Below are 20,059 nucleotides of genomic sequence, written 5' to 3'. Positions count from 1 at the left end.
TGTTTCTTTTAATACTTTTGGTATTTTTAATAATGGTATATAGAAGAATTATTTATAGCATTAATTCTTTTGAGCCAATTATCCAGACTTTTAAAACATTTGACAGGAAGCACAGGATCAATGCTTATATTAAACAAATAAATCAAAGACCAGAAGAATCCCAGAAAGTTATATTCAAAGAGCTATTTATTTTTACCATTGCACTAATTATAATGTTCCTTTTTGCGTCAAAAGCAATTTTTTTCACTGCTGTGGTATCAGGCAGCATGTATCCTACTTTCAATAAGGATGATCTTGTCCTGATGCAGAATATCGATCGTACATACAAACCTGGAGATATAATAATGTTCGAGAGGCCGGATACTTCATATCCCATTGTACACAGGATAAGCCTGATTACAGACAAAGGCATAAATACAGCAGGAGATGCCACAGGTCAGATAGACTGGTGGGAACTCGAAAAAGAAAATATTTCCGGAAAAGCTATTATGATACAGAAAAAACCAGTAGTTATAAAAGAATATGGTAAGTTCTTCATAATTGATGAACGAAGTCAAAACTTTGGTCCTCTGGGGAAGGATTACGGAAGATACTTTTTGTTTTTCCAGGTTATAAAAATTTATGGATACGTTATTGCAGTATTTTCTTTATTCCTTTATATTGTTATGACATTAAAGCAAAAGCCATGGCAAAGTAGATAATATGCAGAAATGATAGGTACATAGATGGAAAAGAGGCATATCTTGCTTATCGTGGCGTTACTTTCTGCAATAGTATTCGTAATGCCAAACATTTATTCTTTATTTGCTGGCCAGCACTGGTTTTATGATACCGGAGTATCCTATTGTCTAAAATGCCATTCTGATATCAAACAGGAGCTTGATTCTCAATTTCATCATACTTTTACATGTGAAAACTGCCACACTGTCAATACGAATTCAAATGCAACGCATGGAAATGTGGTTTTACCAAGATGCCTTGATTGTCATTTCAATCCCGGCCGTATTGTGACAGATTCAAATGGAAATACATTCCTTACTCCTCTTGCAAATGTTTTTGGAGAAAATGTAACAAATGCGGAATCCCATAATCCTTTTATAGCAGGGGCAAATTCATCGCCTCTGATGAAAGGCGAAAATGAAGCATGTGTTTCCTGCCATACCAGGAAATCTGTAAGCATCAATATACGTTATGCAGATACATACACATTGAATTCCCGCAGGGTCAATGACAGCTGGCAAATATGGAATTATTCGAAAAATGCAGAAAATTCAGCAAATTTGAATATTCAATCCAGTGAATCTTCCGGGAAGCATCTGTTTTTATCATTAAATCAATTGAAATGTGAAAAATGTCATCCGAATATTGAAGAAGACCTCACAAATTCCTCCCATCATATATCCTTTTCATGTATCTCCTGCCATCAGTTGTATTCAACATACCATGTTTCAAGTATTCCCCCATGTCTTGAATGTCATGGCAAGGAACCAAAGATGGTCACTGATGTGAAAAAGAATACATATGTTGCATCTGTAGCTCAGGTTTATGCGGAAAACCCGGCAGGTGCAGATGCACATATCCCTTTTGTCCTGAGTGCCAATTCAAGTAATTTATCTGCAGGCAGTAATATTGCATGCTCTTCATGCCATTCCGGTTTAAATAATAATATTATCTTTTCAAGACCGGAATATATTGAATGGGATGTTGAAAATTCAGGCGGCACGTGGACAGTACAAAATCTTGCATTGGGAGAAACAAAGGAAGTAAAGGTTACAAAATATTTAGATGGAAAATCTCATAATATCTCGATGGAGACAAGTTGCATATCCTGTCACGATGACATAAAGCAGGCAGTCTCTAATGGCGGGCATTCTAACGAGCAGTGGGGAATGAAACATAATTATACAGGTTATAGCGATATGAACGTTTATTGCAGTTCATGCCATGATCCCTTTACTAAAGATAACCTTAATAATTCCCCATATCCAGCCTATCCTTTTAACTCCATCAATCATGGTTCTATTAAAATATCATGTATGGACTGTCATGGCAGACCAGGAAGCTTCTCAGTAAATTTCAATGGAATTATGAAGACGCCACCTTACAACAGTACTTCCATGGGCAGCATAGAGACTTCAATCAGTTTCCAGCCGGATTTTATTCAATCGTACCTGTGCATAGCATGTAAGAACACCGGGAATCCTGTTCCGAATACTTCATTACACTTTAAATTATATACTGAACCAGAGGTAAAGGTTTATGTCAATGGGACGCAGCAATATCCAAAATAAAATTAAGAACCCTCTACTTGATGTAAATGAAGATGTATCCATCAGGCCTCTGGAGCATTATTCGTTCTTTGATAAAATAGGCGTTGCCAGTGCTCTGGTCCTGACAGTGGCGATATTATTAATGTCAATCATTTCTCTTTATATCGATTTTATTGTGAAATCAAATTATCTTAATACTTTCATAGATTTATTTATTTTTATATTCTCCCTCGGCGCTGTTCATTTTGTCTTAAATGCTTTTAAGAAAAGAGTAATCACTGATATATTGATAGATACTGCATTCCAGGAAGGAGTTTATTCAAGACTTGCGCCTTTAGTGGAAAATATAGCTGAGTCGCATGTGGATACAAATATTATTCTGGACAGGATGTCCAATATAGATTTGAAGGTTGAAAATATCTTAAAGGAGCGTTATGCAAGGGATGTAAAATCAGGTAATCTTTTACAGGAGCCCATTGCTGTTGCAACCTCAATTAAATTCGCGATCAAATCGATTTTTTTAATAGTTGTGACAATGGCTGCCTTTATGTTTCTTTTGAATTTTAATCTTGGAGGCATTACTCCCTATGCTGTTCTCCTGGTATTTATTGCATGGTGGGGATTCATAACTAATGAATATAATTTATGGAAAGAATCTTCAGCATGGGTAATGGCTTTTTTCCCCATACTTGTGATACCTGTAGCTGTCATGCTTTTAGCTAATCTTTTGAATTATAACGTATTAATGGCAACACTATATGTATCTGTTGGATTATATACCTTTATTTATTACATCTGGGCTGTATATGCATCAACAGGAAGCCTGCCATTAATCGCGCCAAGAAAACAAGAACAGGTAGAGAATGGATTTTTCGCTTTACAACAAAAAGGTATGCTGAAAAAAGTTTTTGATGCATCAATTTCAAAAGTTAAACAAAAATTACAGGAAGACAAGGAAAAGCAGGAATCAGATTATATATGGAAAAAGTCTTTGAAGGACTGACATACTTTCATTCTTGAATTTAATTACATCACGAGATTTTTGGATTGTACGATATTTTGTTTCAGTTCTTTTCATTGTCACGTTTCTATATTTTGTAACTTCTTTTGTTGGCGGGATTATATCGTATTTAAATTCCGTAATAGTTTCGTTATAACTTAGTTTGATTGTTTTCGTTTCTCCGGATGAAATATAATTTCCAGTCGAAGATAGTTTAGTGACCGATGGAATAAGTATACCCTTTTTAGTAGTAATATAAAAATCCACATTAAAATTTCCATTTATTGTGTCATTATTCTTGATTATAACCCATACATAAGATGGGGAAGACAATGCAGAATCTGCATATTGGGCATCCATTATGATATAATCAAGTGGCACTTCCGCTATGTATGATTCGTTAACTGTATAATTATAATAGTTAAAATCTGTATATGGTTCCTCAAAAGTATAATATTCAGTATCGGAATAAGGTAGGGCTGTTTTAAAAGGTATATTTATGGCAATCAACAGGGAAAATGCAAGGATAATTACAGTGTTTTTACGGTTTATTCTTTTCATAGTATCATATATAAATAGCTGCAATCTCTTCCACCAAATAAATTCCTCCGTTCTTTCGTGCGAGATAATGGAAAAGATCCGGTGAATCAAATATGATCCCTCCTCCATCGTAGATAAATATAATAGAATCATATCTTTTTCCATCTTTTCCATCCATAACAACGAATTGCCCGTCACTGTTTGAAACCCCATAAACCAGATGCTTGCTATCAGGGCTAAAAATTAAGGAACCTTCTATGATACCATCGTATTGATTCCCTATACTGCTAATAACATCTTTTGCGTCATCGTTTCTGACCTCACCAAAATTGCTGTCAGGTCTGAAGGTAATAATATTTTTAAATCTATCCCCATCAGTTGTTTCCTCTATCACGAACCATTTATCTCCTTCTCGTGCTGCATAAGCAACCCGTTTGCTGTCAGGGCTAAATACGGGAGTATACTTCATGATATCATCATATCGTTTTCCTTCCTTTCCATCCACAACTACAAACCACTTATCTCCTTCTCGTGCTGCATAAGCAACCCGTTTTCCATCGGGACTGAAAGTAAGAGTATGTTTCAATATGCTGGCATATCGCTTCTCCTCTTTTCCATCCACCACTACAAACCATCCATCTTTATCTTTTGCTGCATAAGCAACTTTGCTATCCGGGCTGAAGATGGGAGTATATTTCAGAATCTCATCAAATGCTTTTCCTTCGTCTTCATTCATTACCACAAACCACTTTCCATCTTTTTTTGCCACATAGGATGTTTTATTGCTATCCGGACTGAAGATAAGAGTGTTTGCCAGGATGCTATCATACCTTTTTTTCTCTATTCCATCAAATACTGCGAACATTTTATCTCTGTCTCTAGCAATATAAGCCACTCGATTACTATCAGGACTAAAGATAGGTGTTAAACTGATTTCAAAATGTTTCTGTTCTTTTCCATTTATTAATACAAACCATTTATCTTCGTTTCTTACTGCATATGCCACCTGCTTGCTATCAGGGCTAAAGACAGGTATTTCGCTACGATCGTATCTATTCTCCTCATTTCCGTCTATTATAGCGAACCATTTTCCGCTATCATTTGCCACATAAGCCAGGCGCTTGCCATCCGGACTGAAGATCAGGCTTTTCACATTTTCATAGTGGGTTTGTTCTTTTCCATCAATTGCAACAAAAGACATATTATTCTCTTTTGCCACATAAGCCAGGCGCTTGCTATCAGGGCTGAAAGTGAAACCATTTATATCATCATATTTCTTTTCATTTTCTCCATCCAGGACAATGAATCGCTTTTCTCTTTCTTTTTCAACATAAACAAATCGCGTACTATCCGGACTTACCTTGAAATTCTCCGGAATCCCGGAAAAAAATCCGAATTTAACAATAAGTTTTTCTGAAATCACCCTGCCAGCTATTTCTTTATTATTTTGAGTTCTTAATGGAGTTTCCTGTTGGATACAACCACTTGCTAATATTAATATTAATATTAATATTAAGAGATTTATAATAAATATACTTCTGTGTCTTTTCATATTTTCAAAATCTTTATAAGTTAATCAGTATATTGTTGTGCGTGGAATATAAACTTACTTTACTAATTATGGTATTCATTATCTTAACCGTTCCCTCCATGGCTGTTGATAATGGATATGCCAGGATAGTTTATAATGTAAGAGGATTGCAGGATTATGATCTGCACTGGAATGACAGGTTTCCTCCCGGAAGCATTTTAAAAATTTATGCAGAAGCAAACGGTGTGAATCATCAGCGTGAGGTGGCAGTTGATTACATATTTATCATTAAAGATCCAAATAATAATGTTGTAGATACGTCATTATATAGCAACAGATATGAAGATTACAGGGAAAATGATTTCATGACATATTCAAAAAATGTGCCTCAAGGGTGGGTTGATGGGGTTTATACGGCTGATGTACATATTTTTGACCTGTTAAATGAATCACTTATGGATACATATTATAGTGAACTTATAAATTCATATTTGAATGAGAGTGACAGGCCTGATCTTCCGGTAATGAATAGAAGCAATGCATCAGCTCTGCCGGAACAGCACCTGGTAATTACAAAAACATTTTTTGTCGACAGGTATGCAAATAAATACCCTGTTGACAGATTCAGAATTGAAAAAATCATGCTTGATAGAACAAGTGTGGCACCAGATATGCCAGTTACAGTTAGCGTAAATGTGAGCAATACTTTTTATGATAAAGGTTCCACGTCACTTGATTTGTTATTAGATAATAAAGTAATTAACAAAACTACACTGGAAATTGAAAGTTATAGCTCCAGCCAGACTAATTTCACAGTTTCCAGCGGAATTATCGGGGATCATACTGTAGAGATTATACCGACTGGAATGAATACTATCGGGTTAAATATGTCTGTTGTCTTCACAGTGAGCGCAGAAAATAAGATAGAAACACCTACGGAATTTGTTTATCAGGATATACAGATAGATAAATTAAGCGTCGAGCCAAACCAGACCGTGACTATTGCTGTGACAGTAAAAAATACCGGAAAGGAAGGAACCCAGCCTGTAGAGTTGTTTATTAACGATGTGCTGGAAGAGGGAAAACAGGTAAATCTAAACTTTTCGGAAATTAAAGATGTTTATTTCAATGTAACTAAAGGAGATGTTGGCGCATACAGGGTTACAGTTGATAAATCAAATCTCAGCAAGATTTTTTTTGTGGAATCAAGCACACCTGTTCCTGCCGCAACAGTTGAACCCAAAATAGAAAAAAAGCCGCAGCTTAGGGTCGTAATCGGCCTTTCAGTTATTGTTATATTGATATATTTATTAAGATTATATTTAAAAAACAGGTGGAAGTGATAAAATGGTAGCAAGAGTAATCGCTATAGCTTCTGGAAAAGGTGGTGTCGGTAAAACGACTATCGCATTGAACCTGGGATTTGCTATGGCCTCATTAAAAAAGAATATTCTGGTCGTAGACACTGACGTATCTCTTCCGAATCTGGATCTTTACACAGGACTTGAAAAACCATTAATAACTCTTCTTGATGTATTGAATGGCTCAGCAAATATCCAGAGCGCAATATACTCTATCCAGATGGGACTGAACATCCTGCCATGCGGTTCTTCTATTGAAGCTTTACGTGGTGCAGATATTGATAAGTTGGGAGAAATAATTACAGAATTAAAGAACAGCGAATTTGATTTTATAATTCTTGATGTTCCTGCAGGCCTTTCCAAGTTCAGTTTATTGCCAATGACATATTCCGATGAGGTTATACTCATTGTCAATCCGGATGCTGCTTCTATATCAGATGCCCAGAAGGTAAGAACAATTTCCGGTCTTACTGATATGAAGATCACAGGCATAATTGTGAATAAATATAAAAAGAGTAGTTATGAGGATATTGGAATAAAATTAGGACTGCCGGTTATCGGGGTCGTACCTGTAGATGATGCTGTCGTTAAATCCAGGGACTCAAAAAAGCCTATAATAATGCTGAAACCAAAGTCAGCTCCTGCAAAAGCATTACTGCAAATAGCAAGAAAAGTGTGCGGGATCCCGGAGAAAAAAAGTATTTTAGAGAGATTATTAGGATAATTATGGACAAGACTAACGACAGGAAAGTTCTGGATTTTCTTATGGATGATGGCACATGGGAAAAAAGTCCCGGGAAAAAGACCGTTCAAAAACAACAGGAAATTGAAAAACAAAAACAAGAAGTCAGCCCATCTGATAAAATCACCCTTGAAAATAAAAAATCTGAAACTATGGGGCATATAAACGTCGCAAAAGTATTAACAAAAGATATTGATGCAAAAACCGATGTTTCTGAAAATGAATTTGGTGAAGTGGATTATGCTATCCTGAAATCAGTGACTCTGGGTTTTAAGACCATAAAAGAAATTGCAGAAGCGCTGCAAATAAGGACAATGGTCATAGAGAAGCATATCTATAAACTTATTCAAGATGGATTTATAAAATATTTTCAATATTGTGTGATTACTTCCAGGGGAAAAGAAGCCATAGAAGACTTTGTGAAAAATAATCCCGAAGATGTCTGGATGCCAATAGACGAATTTATTTTATCAGTTATAGAACAGAAAAAAGAACGAAATTTAAAGTTTCAAAAGATGGTCGATTTGATACTTCTTGCCTCGATGATAGTTTTAATTATACTGATCATTTACTTTGGGCTCATCGCATGATTTTAAAAAAGGACAAAATCCAGACAACCCGAATACGCCATAATAGTACACGGTATCCCCGGCTGCATAGTGTTATGTTTCAAGTCCGATTTTTGCCTTGATCTGCAATATATCGCTTTCGATTTTGATCAATTTTTCATCAAGATATGATCTTAAATCCAGCCGCAATTCCTTGATCTCACTGCTGATCTCCGTCCTGGTTTGATCTAACTTCCCCAGAGTCTTCTCTTGATTTTCCAGCATCTGGTCTTGATTTTCCAGCATCTGGTCTTGATTTTCCAGCATCTGGTCTTGTTTCTCCAGCATCTGGTCTTGTTTCTCCAGCATTTTATCCTGTTTTCTGTCTATGCTCAGGATGGCTGGTATTCCCTTGCTTAGCTGCTCTACCTGGATCAAATGCATATAATCAACTATTCCTATCAGATAACCAGTATAGTCTTCAAAAATGATATCTGATACCTTTGCATTTTCAGGTTTATTATTCTGAACATAATCCTGGAATATCGATATTTGATCGCTGTCACCCTCCAGGAATGAAATGAGTACCTGATCTCCGTTCTCCTTTGTGTTATAGGCATTGAATCGCTCCGCCCCCAGCTCAAGGGCTTTTCGAAGCAAGAATACACGGTAGCCTACTTCATGCACCTTGTTTCCAATTATTTTTGCCTTAATCTTCATTGTGGTAATATTTGTATCGGGCTACAAATAGATTTTGCATTGAGACCTCTCCACGGCTGAAGCCGGGAGATTCCAGAGTTCATATAACCTCTCTGTGGCTCTCATCTTCATAGATTTGATCTCGGATTACAGCATCCACAGCCTCGGTTACAGTCGCTTCCGGTTTAACGGGCGATCCGCTCTGTCTCCGGTATTCCAGACCGAAGCTGGCAGGGCAATTCCAACCATTTGCAGATTGAATTACCCTTGATATCGCCGCGCTCAGGACCGGTTCCAGACCTGGCCAGAGCATTCTTGCCCTGGCTATATCAAGGGAGCCTGTATTCACATTAACACATTTGCTCAGGAACGCTGAATATAAGTCTCTCTGCATCTCTATACCACAGCATATATGCCACCTATGGCTAAGCGGTTTCTTAACCGTATTTCCGCAGATATGGCATACCTGAGACAATTTTGTTGTGTGTGTTGGAAAGTCGTTAAAGCTGCCTCCAGCATTCTCAGCTTTTCGTTTGAGGCCGCTAATAAACATTGATGGCGCTCTCACCATCACTGATTTACCAAAATTTTTCTGCCATGATTTGTATGGGATTTTTTCGGTCTTTATCCTTGTTCCCATAGCCATTATCTCGTTAATATCTTTACCGTGAAGGGATTTTCTGTGAGCAGCTAACTTTCTATCGAGTTCTGCTGCATTGCTGCTTGTTTTCTTATAATGATTGGATTTTTTCCATTTCTTCTTACCCTTCTTGATAGTTCCATTCGTATTAAAATTTTGAGGATTGTTTGCCTGTCTCTGCCGGTCCATTTTCCTCTGCAGTTTCCGTTTCTCTTTTTGCTTCGGCACAAGATCGCTGCAAAACTGTTTCAGTTCAGCTTTAGTATCGCCGACAATTGCAATGGTACTCGGGCCTACATCAAGTCCTATTTCTTCAAAACCTATCTTGTTATCCGGGTTCTGGTATGGTTTTCCTTCGAGAATGAGCTGGAGATAGAACCTGTTTCTGGAATTGATCTTCCTTCTTACAATCCTACAGTATTTGATTCGGTGTTCTGGTTTTAATCCATACTCTATGATTTTATTATTCTCTTCGATTATGCAGGCTATTTCCAAACCTGACCAATATAAGTTATTGTTTCTGAATATCAATCCTGTCTGGTTGTTTTTCCCTTCAAGAGTATCAAATTCTTGAATCTCACAGTTCTTTCTTTACCATCCGGCAATATTATGACTTTCTGAAACTCTCTGGATTGTCTGATATGATCAAGTCTTTTCAGAGCTTCTCCAAGACAAGCATTGTACAGCTGCCTTCCAGCTTCCAGCCTTGTTAAAATGATAGATTCCTGTACTGATGTGCTTTTTAACGGTAGTTCCAGTACGAAAGAAGGAGTTTCGCTTTTCATATTTCATATCGTTGTATGGACATTTTTTGTCTTGAGTCTTAGCTGAGCAACCTGAAAGTATTCCATTATTATTACAAAGGGGCAATTCATCTCCACGGCTGAAGCCGAGAGCTTTCTTGCCCCTTTGAACCCGTTTCTGTAACATTCTGAAAAATCATTGTGATCGGGAGTTAAATTTAAATATAGAAGCTTAATTATATAGCCACTTGAAGTGGTGCAATCCGAATACCAATGCATAAAAAAATTGTCAAGTTAATTGAATCTAACCGAATTCCATTAATATTATTTTTCATTTCACTTTTTATATTTCTTAGCTTTGCAGGCACACGTATGCTCTTTTCGGATGAGGGGATTATCGTAAGCCAGTTTTATAATTTTATACATGGTTCTTTAGATTTACAAACAGCCAAAGTGAACGTGGAAAGCGGGATATACATAACTGTTGAAAATCACCTGTATGGAAAATTCAGCTATTCATTGCTTATTTTGTCATTACCTGTATATTTTGTATTAAGAAGTATGGATTATCTGTACGGCGCTCATTTATTCCTTTTGCAGATATGGGCATTGAGCGGCGGGATCAGTGTTTATCTTCTCGCAAAAACCTGGAAAATAAAGAATGCGGCGTTCGGTGGGGTTGTATCTTATTTCATATTAATAATTGTCAATCTGCGATCATTTGATCCAATTTATTTTCCTAAATGGGGGGAAATTATCTCAATTGAATTTACTAATATCCTGATTTCTTCTTTTTTGGTTTTAATGGTATATTTCTTATTCAGGAATTTATTTAATAATAAAATCGCTATCTTTGCATCTCTTTTTGTTATATTCGCTACGCCCATTTCCTTTTATTCAATTACTTTAAAGCATCATTCTCTTGCTCTGTTATTAACTGTATTGGCTTTTTACTTTTTTTATAAATACCAGGAAAGAAAAGAAAATAAGTTCATTTATTCTGCTTATCTATTAGCAGGACTTTGCATCTGGACGAGAATTGCAGAAGGTGCGGCGCTTCTGCTGTCATTCCTGATAGTGGATATATTATTTTTCAGGCGAAGCATCAAACATATAGTATTGATCTCATTGATCATTCTTATATCACTTATCCCTTTTTTCACATTTAACCAATTAATACTGGGGAGTCCATTTTCGATAATAGAAGCACACCCTTTAAGTGATACTCCAATGAAAATGCAGGTTGAAAAAAATATGATCAGACTTAATGAAAGTGCTTTCAAAGACAGACAAATTGAACTTCTGAATAATCTTGGCTTTATCTGGAATCCGGAAATCAGGACTGGTTTTCTGGACATTATGTCAGATATAACGGTTCGGAAATTAGGAAACACATTCGGTCTTCTCTTAATAAGTCCTTTCTTGATAACTGCGTTTGCGTTTGTAATAGACAGGATAAAAAAGAAAATCAGGTTAAATGTAATAGATAAACTATTGGGGCTATATGCTTTAATATTTGTTTTATTACATAAAAATTACATTCTATTAATAATTACTGATACCCCGATAGTTCTTGAGTACAGGTATTTACTAATAATGTATATAGTGCTGCTTTATTTTGCCCTCAGAATAGATAAAATAAGAGATCTGATCGAAAATAACTTTAAGAAAATAGTTCAGTTATACGCAGCCGCAGTGATAATACTGATATTATATTTTATCAGTATATATCCTCCGCCTTTTATGAATATTTATTATTCTTTGGCGCTGATCACTTCAATCGTTTTATTAATCTCATTATCAATGAGCCTTTTAATTGAGAATAATAAACCTCTTGCTGATTTATTGGATAAAATTACATTATTTTTAATCGCATTATCGCTTGCGCAAGCTTCCATAATACTGATTTTTTATTACTGGGTTGTTACTATTACCTATATTTCGCCATCACAAAACTATACCATACTGCCAATCCTGGAGAGTATTTTGAAATGGATGTACCAGGCACTTTTGTGAATTTCCAGCATGAAATTAATGAATCGAAAAGTATATATGTTCTAAACTCATATCCTAATAATACCCAAATTGATACCAAATTGGGAAAATGGATAGGATAGGAGAGATAGCAAAAGGAAGATTGTATTTGCTTGATTCTTATTCTAAAAAAACCAACTTGGATTAGGGTTTAAAGATAGGATGTGAATAATATATGAACGCAAAATTTACTTTAGCCATAATTGCGTTAGTTGGAATAGGCGTGTTCGCCCTGCCATCAACCATGTCGTTGTTCGCTGGCCAGCACTCGTTCTATAACATTGACGCAACAGGCAACCAGGTCCCGTGTGTGAAATGCCACGGTGATGTGAAAGCAGAATTGGGATCAAACGCAAATACAAATCCAGCCAATGGACCCCTGACAGCAGGACCACACGCAGCATTTAAGTGCGAGTACTGCCACAGGATAGAACAGGGTGCTTCCAGCGGTGACAATGCAGTTGCAATAGTTCCATACGAAAATGCGACAGGAGCAATTATAAGGGCAATTGCAATACCAGTATCAGACATGGAAGCAGGTAATTTCCCAACTGGAATTACGGGTGCTATGCTATTTACTAGCAGCAGTACAACTCTTAATGGTACAAAATTACAATTCGGTAAGGGTGCTATCAGTGCAGCTACAGCCGATGCAACATTAGAAGTAGCTCCCAGACAAGATTGGACAATAATGGCATCATATGATGCAACTACTGGCTTACCCAAGGATACAAACGCATCCACAATGTATGGTGGAATTGACCCATCGAAGATAAACGTCACTATAAATACTGCTAGACCATACGTTAGTCTTGATTTCTTGAATGCAGGTTCACAGGCAGTCAACCCGGGCAGCAAATATCATGCGGCATCACTTGTATCATGCATGGAATGCCACGGTGGCGAAGAACCACTGGGTCACTATACCAGAGTTACAAGCGGAACCAGATGTTCTGACTGTCACTACGGTTACAACCCAGTTCCAGGTGCAAGATGGACTCAGCTCGCAGCAGGCGGCTTCGGACTTACAACATCCGCAAATGACACTGGCACATCAGAAGCCCACACCCCATGGGTAGAAACCAATGATGGCGTAAATAGATTCGGTGGACAACAGGGCAAGGAAGCAAACAACGGTGCATGTATTGGATGTCATACCCACGTAGCAGTCGACATTTCCTTCAATAAGGGATATAAGCTCGCATTCACTGCAACCGAAACCGCAGAAGGTGTATATAGCGTTAGCAACACAGCAGTTGAGGGAACAGTCCACGTTGACATATACGGCAACGGATCTGGCGCAACCTTTGGTGTAGGCGACAAGTCTTATACCTGGACACCAACCACGCCCTTGTATCTCAATGGGAACGGAACTTTAATTACCGGTCTCGATGGAGAAACAAGCGACAGCGCAGATGCTCTAACAAACTAAATGAAATGGGAATTCCCCATTTCTCTTTTTTTATTTTTCTCTTTAACTGAAATCTTATTTATAAAGTGAATATTTCTGTAATAACTTATTGGGGATTATTTTTGCGAATTTTGAATACTAATTACCGCTTTTATATACCCCTTCAATTGTTTTCAGGTTCTCAATCATTTTTCTTCCGGCATGGGTCAGCATATATACCTTCTCGCTGTCTTGCTCAATGACATTATATGACTTCAGGATACGAAGATGAAAGCTGAGTTTTGTAGCATCATCTATCTTAAGTATGTTTTTAATTTCTGTGAACTTGAGTTTACCTGCTTTATTAAGAAGTTTCAGGGTGTCTTTTCTTATTGGATTTGAGATCGCCTTAATTAAATCAGATTCAAGGAGTTGCGGATATTTATTAATCTCTTCCATTGCAATAACCATCCTGATCTTTGTCTGTACCTCGTCTATCTTAAATGGTTTTGTTATATAATCCGAAGCTCCAGCCTTTATTGCATCTACAGCATTTTCAATTGTCCCGAATGCTGTAATTATTATTACGTTTGCTCCCGGTTTAATATGTTTTATTTCCATTAAGACCTCCATTCCCCCCATTACAGGCATAATAAGATCAGTTAAAATAACATCAAATTCCTTTTTCTTGATCTTTTCAAGCCCGACTTGACCATTCTCGGCAGACTCTACATTATACCCTTCATCTGTTAATATTTCTACTAATCCATCCCGCATTTTCTTGTCGTCTTCTATTACCAGTATATTTTTCATATTTTAATTGTTATTTCTCCATTTTCTGTATTTGACTGAATTGCATTCATGAACAGATTCATTAACTTATTTATCTCATTATTTATATCTATCGGACATAACTTCAAATCAAAAATATATCATAATATGACCAAAAATTGCAGAAATTTTAAAGATAGGATGTGATTTATCACCAAGGATGTCACATCCAAAATCTCTATTAGAATCTCACAATATAAAAACATTTTTTGAAGTAAAGTTATAACTAACCCAGTTTATTGAAAATAAGTTAAATACTCGAATTTAATTGGAGATTTTTTCAAATAAATACTAAATATTGAAGTTTTTTACAATAAAATAGCTTATTGAATCTTTTTTCAAATAAAACCCTCTTAATTGAAATGTTTTTCAAAAAACTATTATATAATGTGAAAGTCATTTTAGAAATACGCCCATTATGGGCTTGGATAGGTTCGTTTGAAGAATTCTTTTCCCAGACGGACTTTTAGGAATAAAAAAATAGGATGTGAATCAAAAAATGAACGCAAAATTTACTTTAGCAATAATTGCGTTAGTTGGAATAGGCGTGTTCGCTTTGCCATCAACCATGTCGTTGTTCGCTGGCCAGCACTCGTTCTATAACATTGACGCAACAGGCAACCAGGTCCCGTGTCAGAAATGTCACGGTGATGTAAAAGCAGAATTAGGATCAAACGCAAATACAAATCCAGCAAATGGACCTCTTACACCAGGGCCACACGCAGCATTCAAGTGCGAGTACTGCCACAGGATAGAGCAGGGTTCAGCAAGCGGTGACAATGCATTCGGGCGCATTTTCTATTATAATCAGCCTGATGGGGCTGGTGTAAGAGTCAGATCTGCAATATTGACAGTCGCTGATTGGGAAGCAGGCAATTATCCTGCAGTTATCAACGGCACAGACTTATTCACAAACAAACAAACAACTCTTGCTGGTGTAACTCTGTTACATGGGGCAGGTCAAATTTCTCCACTAGATGTTAATTCCAATGCTACTGAAAATGCAACTCTATATATAGGTCCGAAGTCGAGTTTCAGATTAATGCAAACCTATAGTACAACAACTGGTAAACCATTGGATACAAATACTTCGTCAGCTGAAGGTGGATTAGATCTGTCAAAAGCAACAGTTGCCGCCGATGGGAGTTTTTCACTGGACAATGCTGGTTCTAAAACAGTCAACCCGGGCAGCAAATATCATGCAGCATCACTTGTTTCCTGTATGGAATGCCATGGAGGAGAAGAACCTATGGCACACTACAGACGTGTCGAACAGGAATCAGGAACAACGCCATGCAATAACTGTCACTATGGTGGTTCCGGAACTTTAAACGGTGCGAAGAAAATGACTACTTTGTCTGCAGGCGGATTCAATCTCACCGGCATGTCAGATGACACTGGCACATCAGAAGCCCACAATGCATGGGTAAAAACTGATGATGGCTTAAACAGATTCGGCGGACCGAATGGTAAAGCAAATAACGGTGCATGTATTGGATGTCATACACACGTAGCAGTGGACATTTCATTCAATAAGGGCTACAAGCTCGCATTCACTGCAACCGAGAGCGCAACCGGTACTTATAGCGTTTCCGATACAAAAGTTGAGGGAACAGTCCACGTTGACATATACGGTAACGGCTCTGGCGCGACCTTCGGTGTGGGTGACAAGTCCTATACCTGGACACCAACACAAACTATGTATATTAGTGATGGTACCAGCAATACAACGGTTGTTCCAGCTCTAACTGGAGAATCAAGCGATTCCTACGCTGCATTGACAACCCCGTAAATTAAATGGGAAATCCCCATTTCTCTTTTTTTTCTTTTTTAATGTTTTCTTGTTCAATGAAAAGTTTTTTGGATTATAATAATTATTGATTAAAGATGTTTTCGTTGAGTGTAAACAACTTTATATACCTTAGTTACATTAATTACTTTGTGATGGGATGAAAGTCATCAGGATAGACGATGTTGATAAGATCAGGTTTGACAATATCAAAGCTGAGTTTAAATCATGCTTATCAAAAGAAGCTCAATGTAATGTAGCAGAGATAAGTACGCTAAAGGATTCATCATTCTTGAATCTATTACTGGAAGTTTGGAAAAATACTGCTCATGAAGAAATAGTTGAAAAACTTTCAGACTCAAAAATGTTCAACAATTATAGAAATGGAAAAAAAAATGAATAAAAACATCAAATTCTTATTTATTATCTTTTCAATTTTATTCAGTATCGGGCTTGCGAAGGCAGGAGAAATGGATTGGCATAAACCTACCCCATGTTTTGGGTGTCATTTAGAAACCATAAAAGCGGATTATGGAAGTCAGGAATGTGGTAACTGCCACGATTATAAGTTTAACATTCCTCTTCTGGAATCTGATCACAATCCAAAGATTTGTACAGCTTGCCATTTTGGAAATACAATGGTCAATGCAAGCCAGAAACAGATCTTCCACAATGGTCACAATAATATAGAGTGCACCAGATGCCATACAGAGGATAACTTTACAGTAATAAAGATCAAAAACAATGGATATGTTTGCGTATCCTGCCATAGCAATAAGGTCCATTCGATCCACATAAAAAACATCGATAATATCTGTCCTATATGTCATGGTTCATGGGCAAAAGGAAAAGTATATAATACCAATGCCCTATCATCAAATACGTCTCAAGAACAGGCTCAGTTAGAAAAATTTACAGTATTCTATTTCATAAAATCATTATTTAATATTATATTCGGAGTGAAATAAATGGATAAAAAAAACATAAAATATGTAATTATTGCATTGCTGATTTTTTCAGTCGCCGGTTACTATCTTTATCAGCATGCAACAGATATGGGTCTGGCAAAACCCGTGCTAGTATTAAAGATTTCAACAAATCTGTCAGAAAAAGGAGCTATCCAGATAAATAATGTCACATTTGTGCAGTCAAATGTTCCGGTTTTTTATAAGCGGGCGGATGCGATACCCACTTTTCCGGAAATAGAAGTTAACGCCCGTCTGAACGCGTTGGATACTGCGCCTGCAAGTTTCTGGGCATCAACACCTTTTACTAAAGATGATGGGCATTATGAGGTAAAGATCTATTTCAGGGATGGCAAAGAACCAAAGCAAGGAGATATTCTTATTTTGCCGATAAGGATCATTGGCAGTACAGCTGTTGTAATGTATAAGACAACAGCTTTTTATGAGTGGGAGTGATATGAAATTAGTGTGGGTATTGCTTGCATTAGCAGGGATTTCAATATGGCTTATCCCCAATACCCTCTCTATCTTTAGCGGTGGACATAGTTTCTATAACATTGATCCCGTCGGCTCCCAGGTCCCATGCAAGAAATGTCATGGTGAGATAGATATGCAATTACATTCTGGTTTTATACATAACAACTTTACATGTTCCGATTGCCACCGTGTCCAAAAAGGCGTTCAATACGCAAGCGGCGACAATGCTTATGAACGATTGATATATATAAACGTAACAGGACCATCGAGCATAGGGAACAGGGTTCTTGCGACCACAATCCAGAACTACCAGAGTGGAAATTTCCCAAAATCAATCTCAGGTGAGATCACAATCGACCAGTGGGCAGCTGCTGGAAACGATGAGGCGCAATTCCGTGATGAAAACGGCCAATATATGGGAAATATGACACTAGGGGAAGCTGGTATAATTTATAATTATGAAAGAGAGAACGCAATTTCAACGTATATTAACGGTGTGCCAAAAGACACAGATCCGGCCACTTCGAATTCGGCTCTTGAAACAAGGAAAATCAATGTGAATCCATATCCAGATGGTACTGATGATCTTACAGGCTCAGGATCAAAAGTAATAACTTCAGGTACATTAGCCCATGCATCTTCCACTATACTTTGCGCAGACTGTCATTCAGAATACCTGAACAATACTCCGGATATAATACATGAGGCATTCATCAAATATGGTATGGAACATAATACCAATGACAATTGTATATCCTGCCATACTTCAACAGCAGTATCGATAAACTGGACGCGTCCGAGCACCATAGCTTTTGAAACCAGTTCTGATGGCAACAATATTACAATTACTAAAAACTACCAGACCAATCCAGTAAGAATAGAGACCTTTGGGACCCAATCCGGTGATGTTTTTGCAATATCAAATGAGACCATAGTCTGAGATAATTAATCATTATAATCATTATAAACATTATTATATATATGGATACGAATATAAACTATATAAACCTGACAGACCAACTATCAATCTGAGATAATATGAGATATGTAATTATTTCCGTTTTAATTCTACTGCTCTTTTCGCCACTTGTATCAGCCCAGGGTGAATTCCTTTTTGATCTTGCAGCCAAAAGCCAGAGTGATGGCGCTTATGTAAAGCACTGGTCTGCTGCATATCCTCCGGATCCGAAGGCTGATATAATCGTTTATTCGGAAGCTAAAAACATGGCATATAAACGATTGTCAGCCCTGGGTTTTGTCTATGCGGTTTACGATCCTATGGATAATATCGTGGCAGTAGAAAAAATAAGTTCCTTCAAAAGAAGTTACGACCCTAATATTGTTTATTATACCCTGCATCCCAAAGACGATTGGATAGAAGGAATCTACAAGATCAAGATCGTTGTATTCGATATGGTTGACCGTGAAGCATACGATGAAAATGTTTCAAGTGACCCATTTGCTATCGGCATTAATCCGGATATGTATAAGACATTCTACGATACTGGTGCAAACGCTAAAGATCTGGGTGTGCTTCGTGAGCTTGGCGTTCCGGCAGCACGGGCAGTATTAAATTTTAAGATAGACAAAAATATTAGTATATATCCGCCTGACAGGCTCCTTCTTCATGATGTCAGGTTCGTTGATGATAGTACTGACCGCATAATTGGAGAGAAACTCCTGATCGAAGTCAAGATCGATAACAATTACAAAGATGATGCCCAGATCAAGCTTGCTATGCTGGTGGATAATAGTCTTGTATCTACAAAAGACGTTACTGTAAAAGGGCTCAGTACCTCCAATATTACCTTCGATGCAAAAGCAGGAAAAATCGGAACTTTCAAGTTGCATTTCGGGGCCGACACAAATGATGTGAAATACAGGAATGCTGAGTTGACGTTCACCATTAAGAATGAGACCGATTCCACGAGACTTGAACTTCCAAAAATAACAATAACCGGAATGAATGTTAATAAAGAGTTTGCCGGAGTAGGTGACAATGTGATCGTAACAGTGAACTTGATCAATAATGGTAAGACCGGAAACAAGACCATAACGGTTTATTCTAACAGGGAACCGATCGGTTCGTCTGAAGTCGAGCTGCCGTATCTTGAAGAAAAGTCGATAGAAATACCCGTAACTTTGAAAAATACAGGGATAAACAAAATAACAGTATCTGATGCCCCTGCACTTTTCAGGAATGTATTTGTGCAGGATGGCGGAACTTCGGCAACAGGACAAAATACTGTTCTTACTAAAGTTAAGGAGAACAGTTTGAAATTATCGATGGTAATGGTGTTCCTTATGTTTGCCGGAATGCTTTACTATGTAAGAAATAAGTTAAAAGAAGAAATTCCCGTTAATGCTCTTTCACAGGGAATTTCGAATAAGCCCGAAGAAAATAAGATATCGGATATAAAGATCAAACTCACCAATCAAGTAGAAATATTCAGCAGTAAGATAAAAAAAATACTTAAGAAAAAACCACGCGGCTGATTT

Annotated in this window: 20 protein-coding genes; 14 read left to right on the top strand and 6 right to left on the bottom strand. The window is 37.2% G+C overall.

Translation table 11 applies throughout. The annotated features are described in order from the left end of the window. Positions 1-32: 32 nt before the first annotated feature. The 3 genes from CL181_RS18445 to CL181_RS18435 are packed head-to-tail and all read left to right on the top strand — an operon-like array spanning position 33 to position 3,273. Complete coding sequence (locus tag CL181_RS18445) at positions 33-701, top strand: signal peptidase I (RefSeq protein WP_176505326.1); 669 nt, start codon at positions 33-35, stop codon at positions 699-701. Between the two features lie 24 nt (positions 702-725). Next, on the top strand, positions 726-2,291 hold the full coding sequence (locus tag CL181_RS18440) for a hypothetical protein (RefSeq protein ID WP_097300792.1): 1,566 nt from the start codon (positions 726-728) through the stop codon (positions 2,289-2,291). Beyond that, complete coding sequence (locus CL181_RS18435) at positions 2,260-3,273, top strand: hypothetical protein (protein ID WP_097300791.1); 1,014 nt, start codon at positions 2,260-2,262, stop codon at positions 3,271-3,273. The genes CL181_RS18440 and CL181_RS18435 overlap by 32 nt, the downstream gene beginning before the upstream one ends. Here the strand turns inward: CL181_RS18435 and CL181_RS18430 are convergent. Further along, positions 3,238-3,831 (bottom strand): hypothetical protein, encoded by a 594-nt coding sequence (locus tag CL181_RS18430; protein ID WP_141398972.1) that lies wholly within the window; start codon positions 3,829-3,831, stop codon positions 3,238-3,240. The genes CL181_RS18435 and CL181_RS18430 overlap by 36 nt on opposite strands. A gap of 4 nt (positions 3,832-3,835) precedes the next feature. Further along, positions 3,836-5,362, bottom strand: coding sequence for a PD40 domain-containing protein (locus CL181_RS18425; protein ID WP_097300789.1), 1,527 nt, complete (start codon positions 5,360-5,362; stop codon positions 3,836-3,838). Positions 5,363-5,403: 41 nt separating this feature from the next. On the opposite strand from CL181_RS18425, the gene CL181_RS18420 reads away from it, so the two are divergent. From CL181_RS18420 to CL181_RS18410, 3 genes are read left to right on the top strand one after another with little or no spacing between them, the layout of a single operon-like run. Continuing rightward, positions 5,404-6,684, top strand: a complete 1,281-nt coding sequence (locus CL181_RS18420; protein WP_141398971.1) for a hypothetical protein — start codon at positions 5,404-5,406, stop codon at positions 6,682-6,684. Positions 6,685-6,688: 4 nt separating this feature from the next. Further along, entirely contained in the window at positions 6,689-7,426 is a 738-nt protein-coding gene (gene minD / locus CL181_RS18415; RefSeq protein ID WP_097300787.1) for a cell division ATPase MinD, read from the top strand. Between the two features lie 2 nt (positions 7,427-7,428). Then, complete coding sequence (locus CL181_RS18410; protein WP_097300786.1) at positions 7,429-8,034, top strand: hypothetical protein; 606 nt, start codon at positions 7,429-7,431, stop codon at positions 8,032-8,034. Positions 8,035-8,106: 72 nt separating this feature from the next. On the opposite strand, the gene CL181_RS18405 is transcribed toward CL181_RS18410, so the two are convergent. The 3 genes from CL181_RS18405 to CL181_RS18395 all read right to left on the bottom strand — a co-directional run bounded on the left by CL181_RS18405 (position 8,107) and on the right by CL181_RS18395 (position 10,116). Further along, positions 8,107-8,712 carry an acylphosphatase gene (locus CL181_RS18405; protein WP_097300785.1) on the bottom strand — a complete coding sequence of 202 codons (606 nt, stop codon included), beginning with the start codon at positions 8,710-8,712 and terminating at the stop codon, positions 8,107-8,109. Positions 8,713-8,791: 79 nt separating this feature from the next. After that, positions 8,792-9,826, bottom strand: coding sequence for a zinc ribbon domain-containing protein (locus CL181_RS18400; RefSeq protein ID WP_141398970.1), 1,035 nt, complete (start codon positions 9,824-9,826; stop codon positions 8,792-8,794). A 32-nt stretch (positions 9,827-9,858) separates the two neighbouring features. Further along, complete coding sequence (locus tag CL181_RS18395; protein WP_097300783.1) at positions 9,859-10,116, bottom strand: hypothetical protein; 258 nt, start codon at positions 10,114-10,116, stop codon at positions 9,859-9,861. A gap of 330 nt (positions 10,117-10,446) precedes the next feature. Here CL181_RS18395 and CL181_RS18390 point away from each other — a divergent pair, with 330 nt between their 5' ends. Beyond that, complete coding sequence (locus tag CL181_RS18390) at positions 10,447-12,090, top strand: glycosyltransferase family 39 protein (RefSeq protein WP_176505325.1); 1,644 nt, start codon at positions 10,447-10,449, stop codon at positions 12,088-12,090. Between the two features lie 193 nt (positions 12,091-12,283). Then, complete coding sequence (locus CL181_RS18385; protein WP_097300781.1) at positions 12,284-13,540, top strand: hypothetical protein; 1,257 nt, start codon at positions 12,284-12,286, stop codon at positions 13,538-13,540. Positions 13,541-13,657: 117 nt separating this feature from the next. On the opposite strand, the gene CL181_RS18380 is transcribed toward CL181_RS18385, so the two are convergent. Further along, on the bottom strand, positions 13,658-14,311 hold the full coding sequence (locus CL181_RS18380; protein ID WP_097300780.1) for a response regulator: 654 nt from the start codon (positions 14,309-14,311) through the stop codon (positions 13,658-13,660). A gap of 517 nt (positions 14,312-14,828) precedes the next feature. On the opposite strand from CL181_RS18380, the gene CL181_RS18375 reads away from it, so the two are divergent. The 6 genes from CL181_RS18375 to CL181_RS18350 all read left to right on the top strand — a co-directional run bounded on the left by CL181_RS18375 (position 14,829) and on the right by CL181_RS18350 (position 20,056). After that, entirely contained in the window at positions 14,829-16,121 is a 1,293-nt protein-coding gene (locus CL181_RS18375; protein ID WP_097300779.1) for a hypothetical protein, read from the top strand. Between the two features lie 157 nt (positions 16,122-16,278). Beyond that, positions 16,279-16,521: a hypothetical protein gene (locus CL181_RS18370; RefSeq protein ID WP_097300778.1), complete on the top strand. Its 243-nt coding sequence runs from the start codon at positions 16,279-16,281 to the stop codon at positions 16,519-16,521. After that, entirely contained in the window at positions 16,502-17,086 is a 585-nt protein-coding gene (locus CL181_RS18365) for a hypothetical protein (protein WP_097300777.1), read from the top strand. Before CL181_RS18370 ends, CL181_RS18365 begins: the two co-directional genes overlap by 20 nt. Next, entirely contained in the window at positions 17,087-17,539 is a 453-nt protein-coding gene (locus tag CL181_RS18360) for a hypothetical protein (RefSeq protein WP_097300776.1), read from the top strand. It abuts the gene before it with no gap. 1 nt (position 17,540) lies between these two features. Further along, positions 17,541-18,500: a hypothetical protein gene (locus tag CL181_RS18355; RefSeq protein WP_097300775.1), complete on the top strand. Its 960-nt coding sequence runs from the start codon at positions 17,541-17,543 to the stop codon at positions 18,498-18,500. Between the two features lie 98 nt (positions 18,501-18,598). Continuing rightward, the gene (locus tag CL181_RS18350; RefSeq protein WP_097300774.1) at positions 18,599-20,056 is read left to right on the top strand and encodes a hypothetical protein; all 1,458 of its coding nucleotides are present in this window, start codon (positions 18,599-18,601) and stop codon (positions 20,054-20,056) included. The last annotated feature ends 3 nt before the right edge of the window (positions 20,057-20,059 follow it).

Origin of the sequence: Candidatus Methanoperedens sp. BLZ2, assembly GCF_002487355.1 — an archaeon.
Lineage (GTDB): Archaea > Halobacteriota > Methanosarcinia > Methanosarcinales > Methanoperedenaceae > Methanoperedens.
The sequence above is the reverse complement of the archived record's forward strand: the minus strand, read 5'-3'. Positions and strand labels throughout refer to the sequence as shown.

Excerpts from the sequence above, each read along its gene's own strand:
- CL181_RS18370 (WP_097300778.1), top strand. The coding sequence starts at position 16,279 with ATGAAAGTCATCAGGATAGACGATGTTGATAAGATCAGGTTTGACAAT.
- CL181_RS18375 (WP_097300779.1), top strand. The coding sequence starts at position 14,829 with ATGAACGCAAAATTTACTTTAGCAATAATTGCGTTAGTTGGAATAGGC.
- CL181_RS18430 (WP_141398972.1), bottom strand. The coding sequence starts at position 3,831 with ATGAAAAGAATAAACCGTAAAAACACTGTAATTATCCTTGCATTTTCC.
- CL181_RS18355 (WP_097300775.1), top strand. The coding sequence starts at position 17,541 with ATGAAATTAGTGTGGGTATTGCTTGCATTAGCAGGGATTTCAATATGG.
- CL181_RS18440 (WP_097300792.1), top strand. The coding sequence starts at position 726 with ATGGAAAAGAGGCATATCTTGCTTATCGTGGCGTTACTTTCTGCAATA.
- CL181_RS18410 (WP_097300786.1), top strand. The coding sequence starts at position 7,429 with ATGGACAAGACTAACGACAGGAAAGTTCTGGATTTTCTTATGGATGAT.
- minD (WP_097300787.1), top strand. The coding sequence starts at position 6,689 with ATGGTAGCAAGAGTAATCGCTATAGCTTCTGGAAAAGGTGGTGTCGGT.
- CL181_RS18405 (WP_097300785.1), bottom strand. The coding sequence starts at position 8,712 with ATGAAGATTAAGGCAAAAATAATTGGAAACAAGGTGCATGAAGTAGGC.
- CL181_RS18435 (WP_097300791.1), top strand. The coding sequence starts at position 2,260 with ATGTCAATGGGACGCAGCAATATCCAAAATAAAATTAAGAACCCTCTA.
- CL181_RS18350 (WP_097300774.1), top strand. The coding sequence starts at position 18,599 with ATGAGATATGTAATTATTTCCGTTTTAATTCTACTGCTCTTTTCGCCA.
- CL181_RS18385 (WP_097300781.1), top strand. The coding sequence starts at position 12,284 with ATGAACGCAAAATTTACTTTAGCCATAATTGCGTTAGTTGGAATAGGC.
- CL181_RS18445 (WP_176505326.1), top strand. The coding sequence starts at position 33 with ATGGTATATAGAAGAATTATTTATAGCATTAATTCTTTTGAGCCAATT.
- CL181_RS18380 (WP_097300780.1), bottom strand. The coding sequence starts at position 14,311 with ATGAAAAATATACTGGTAATAGAAGACGACAAGAAAATGCGGGATGGA.
- CL181_RS18365 (WP_097300777.1), top strand. The coding sequence starts at position 16,502 with ATGGAAAAAAAAATGAATAAAAACATCAAATTCTTATTTATTATCTTT.
- CL181_RS18425 (WP_097300789.1), bottom strand. The coding sequence starts at position 5,362 with ATGAAAAGACACAGAAGTATATTTATTATAAATCTCTTAATATTAATA.
- CL181_RS18395 (WP_097300783.1), bottom strand. The coding sequence starts at position 10,116 with ATGAAAAGCGAAACTCCTTCTTTCGTACTGGAACTACCGTTAAAAAGC.
- CL181_RS18390 (WP_176505325.1), top strand. The coding sequence starts at position 10,447 with ATGCTCTTTTCGGATGAGGGGATTATCGTAAGCCAGTTTTATAATTTT.
- CL181_RS18360 (WP_097300776.1), top strand. The coding sequence starts at position 17,087 with ATGGATAAAAAAAACATAAAATATGTAATTATTGCATTGCTGATTTTT.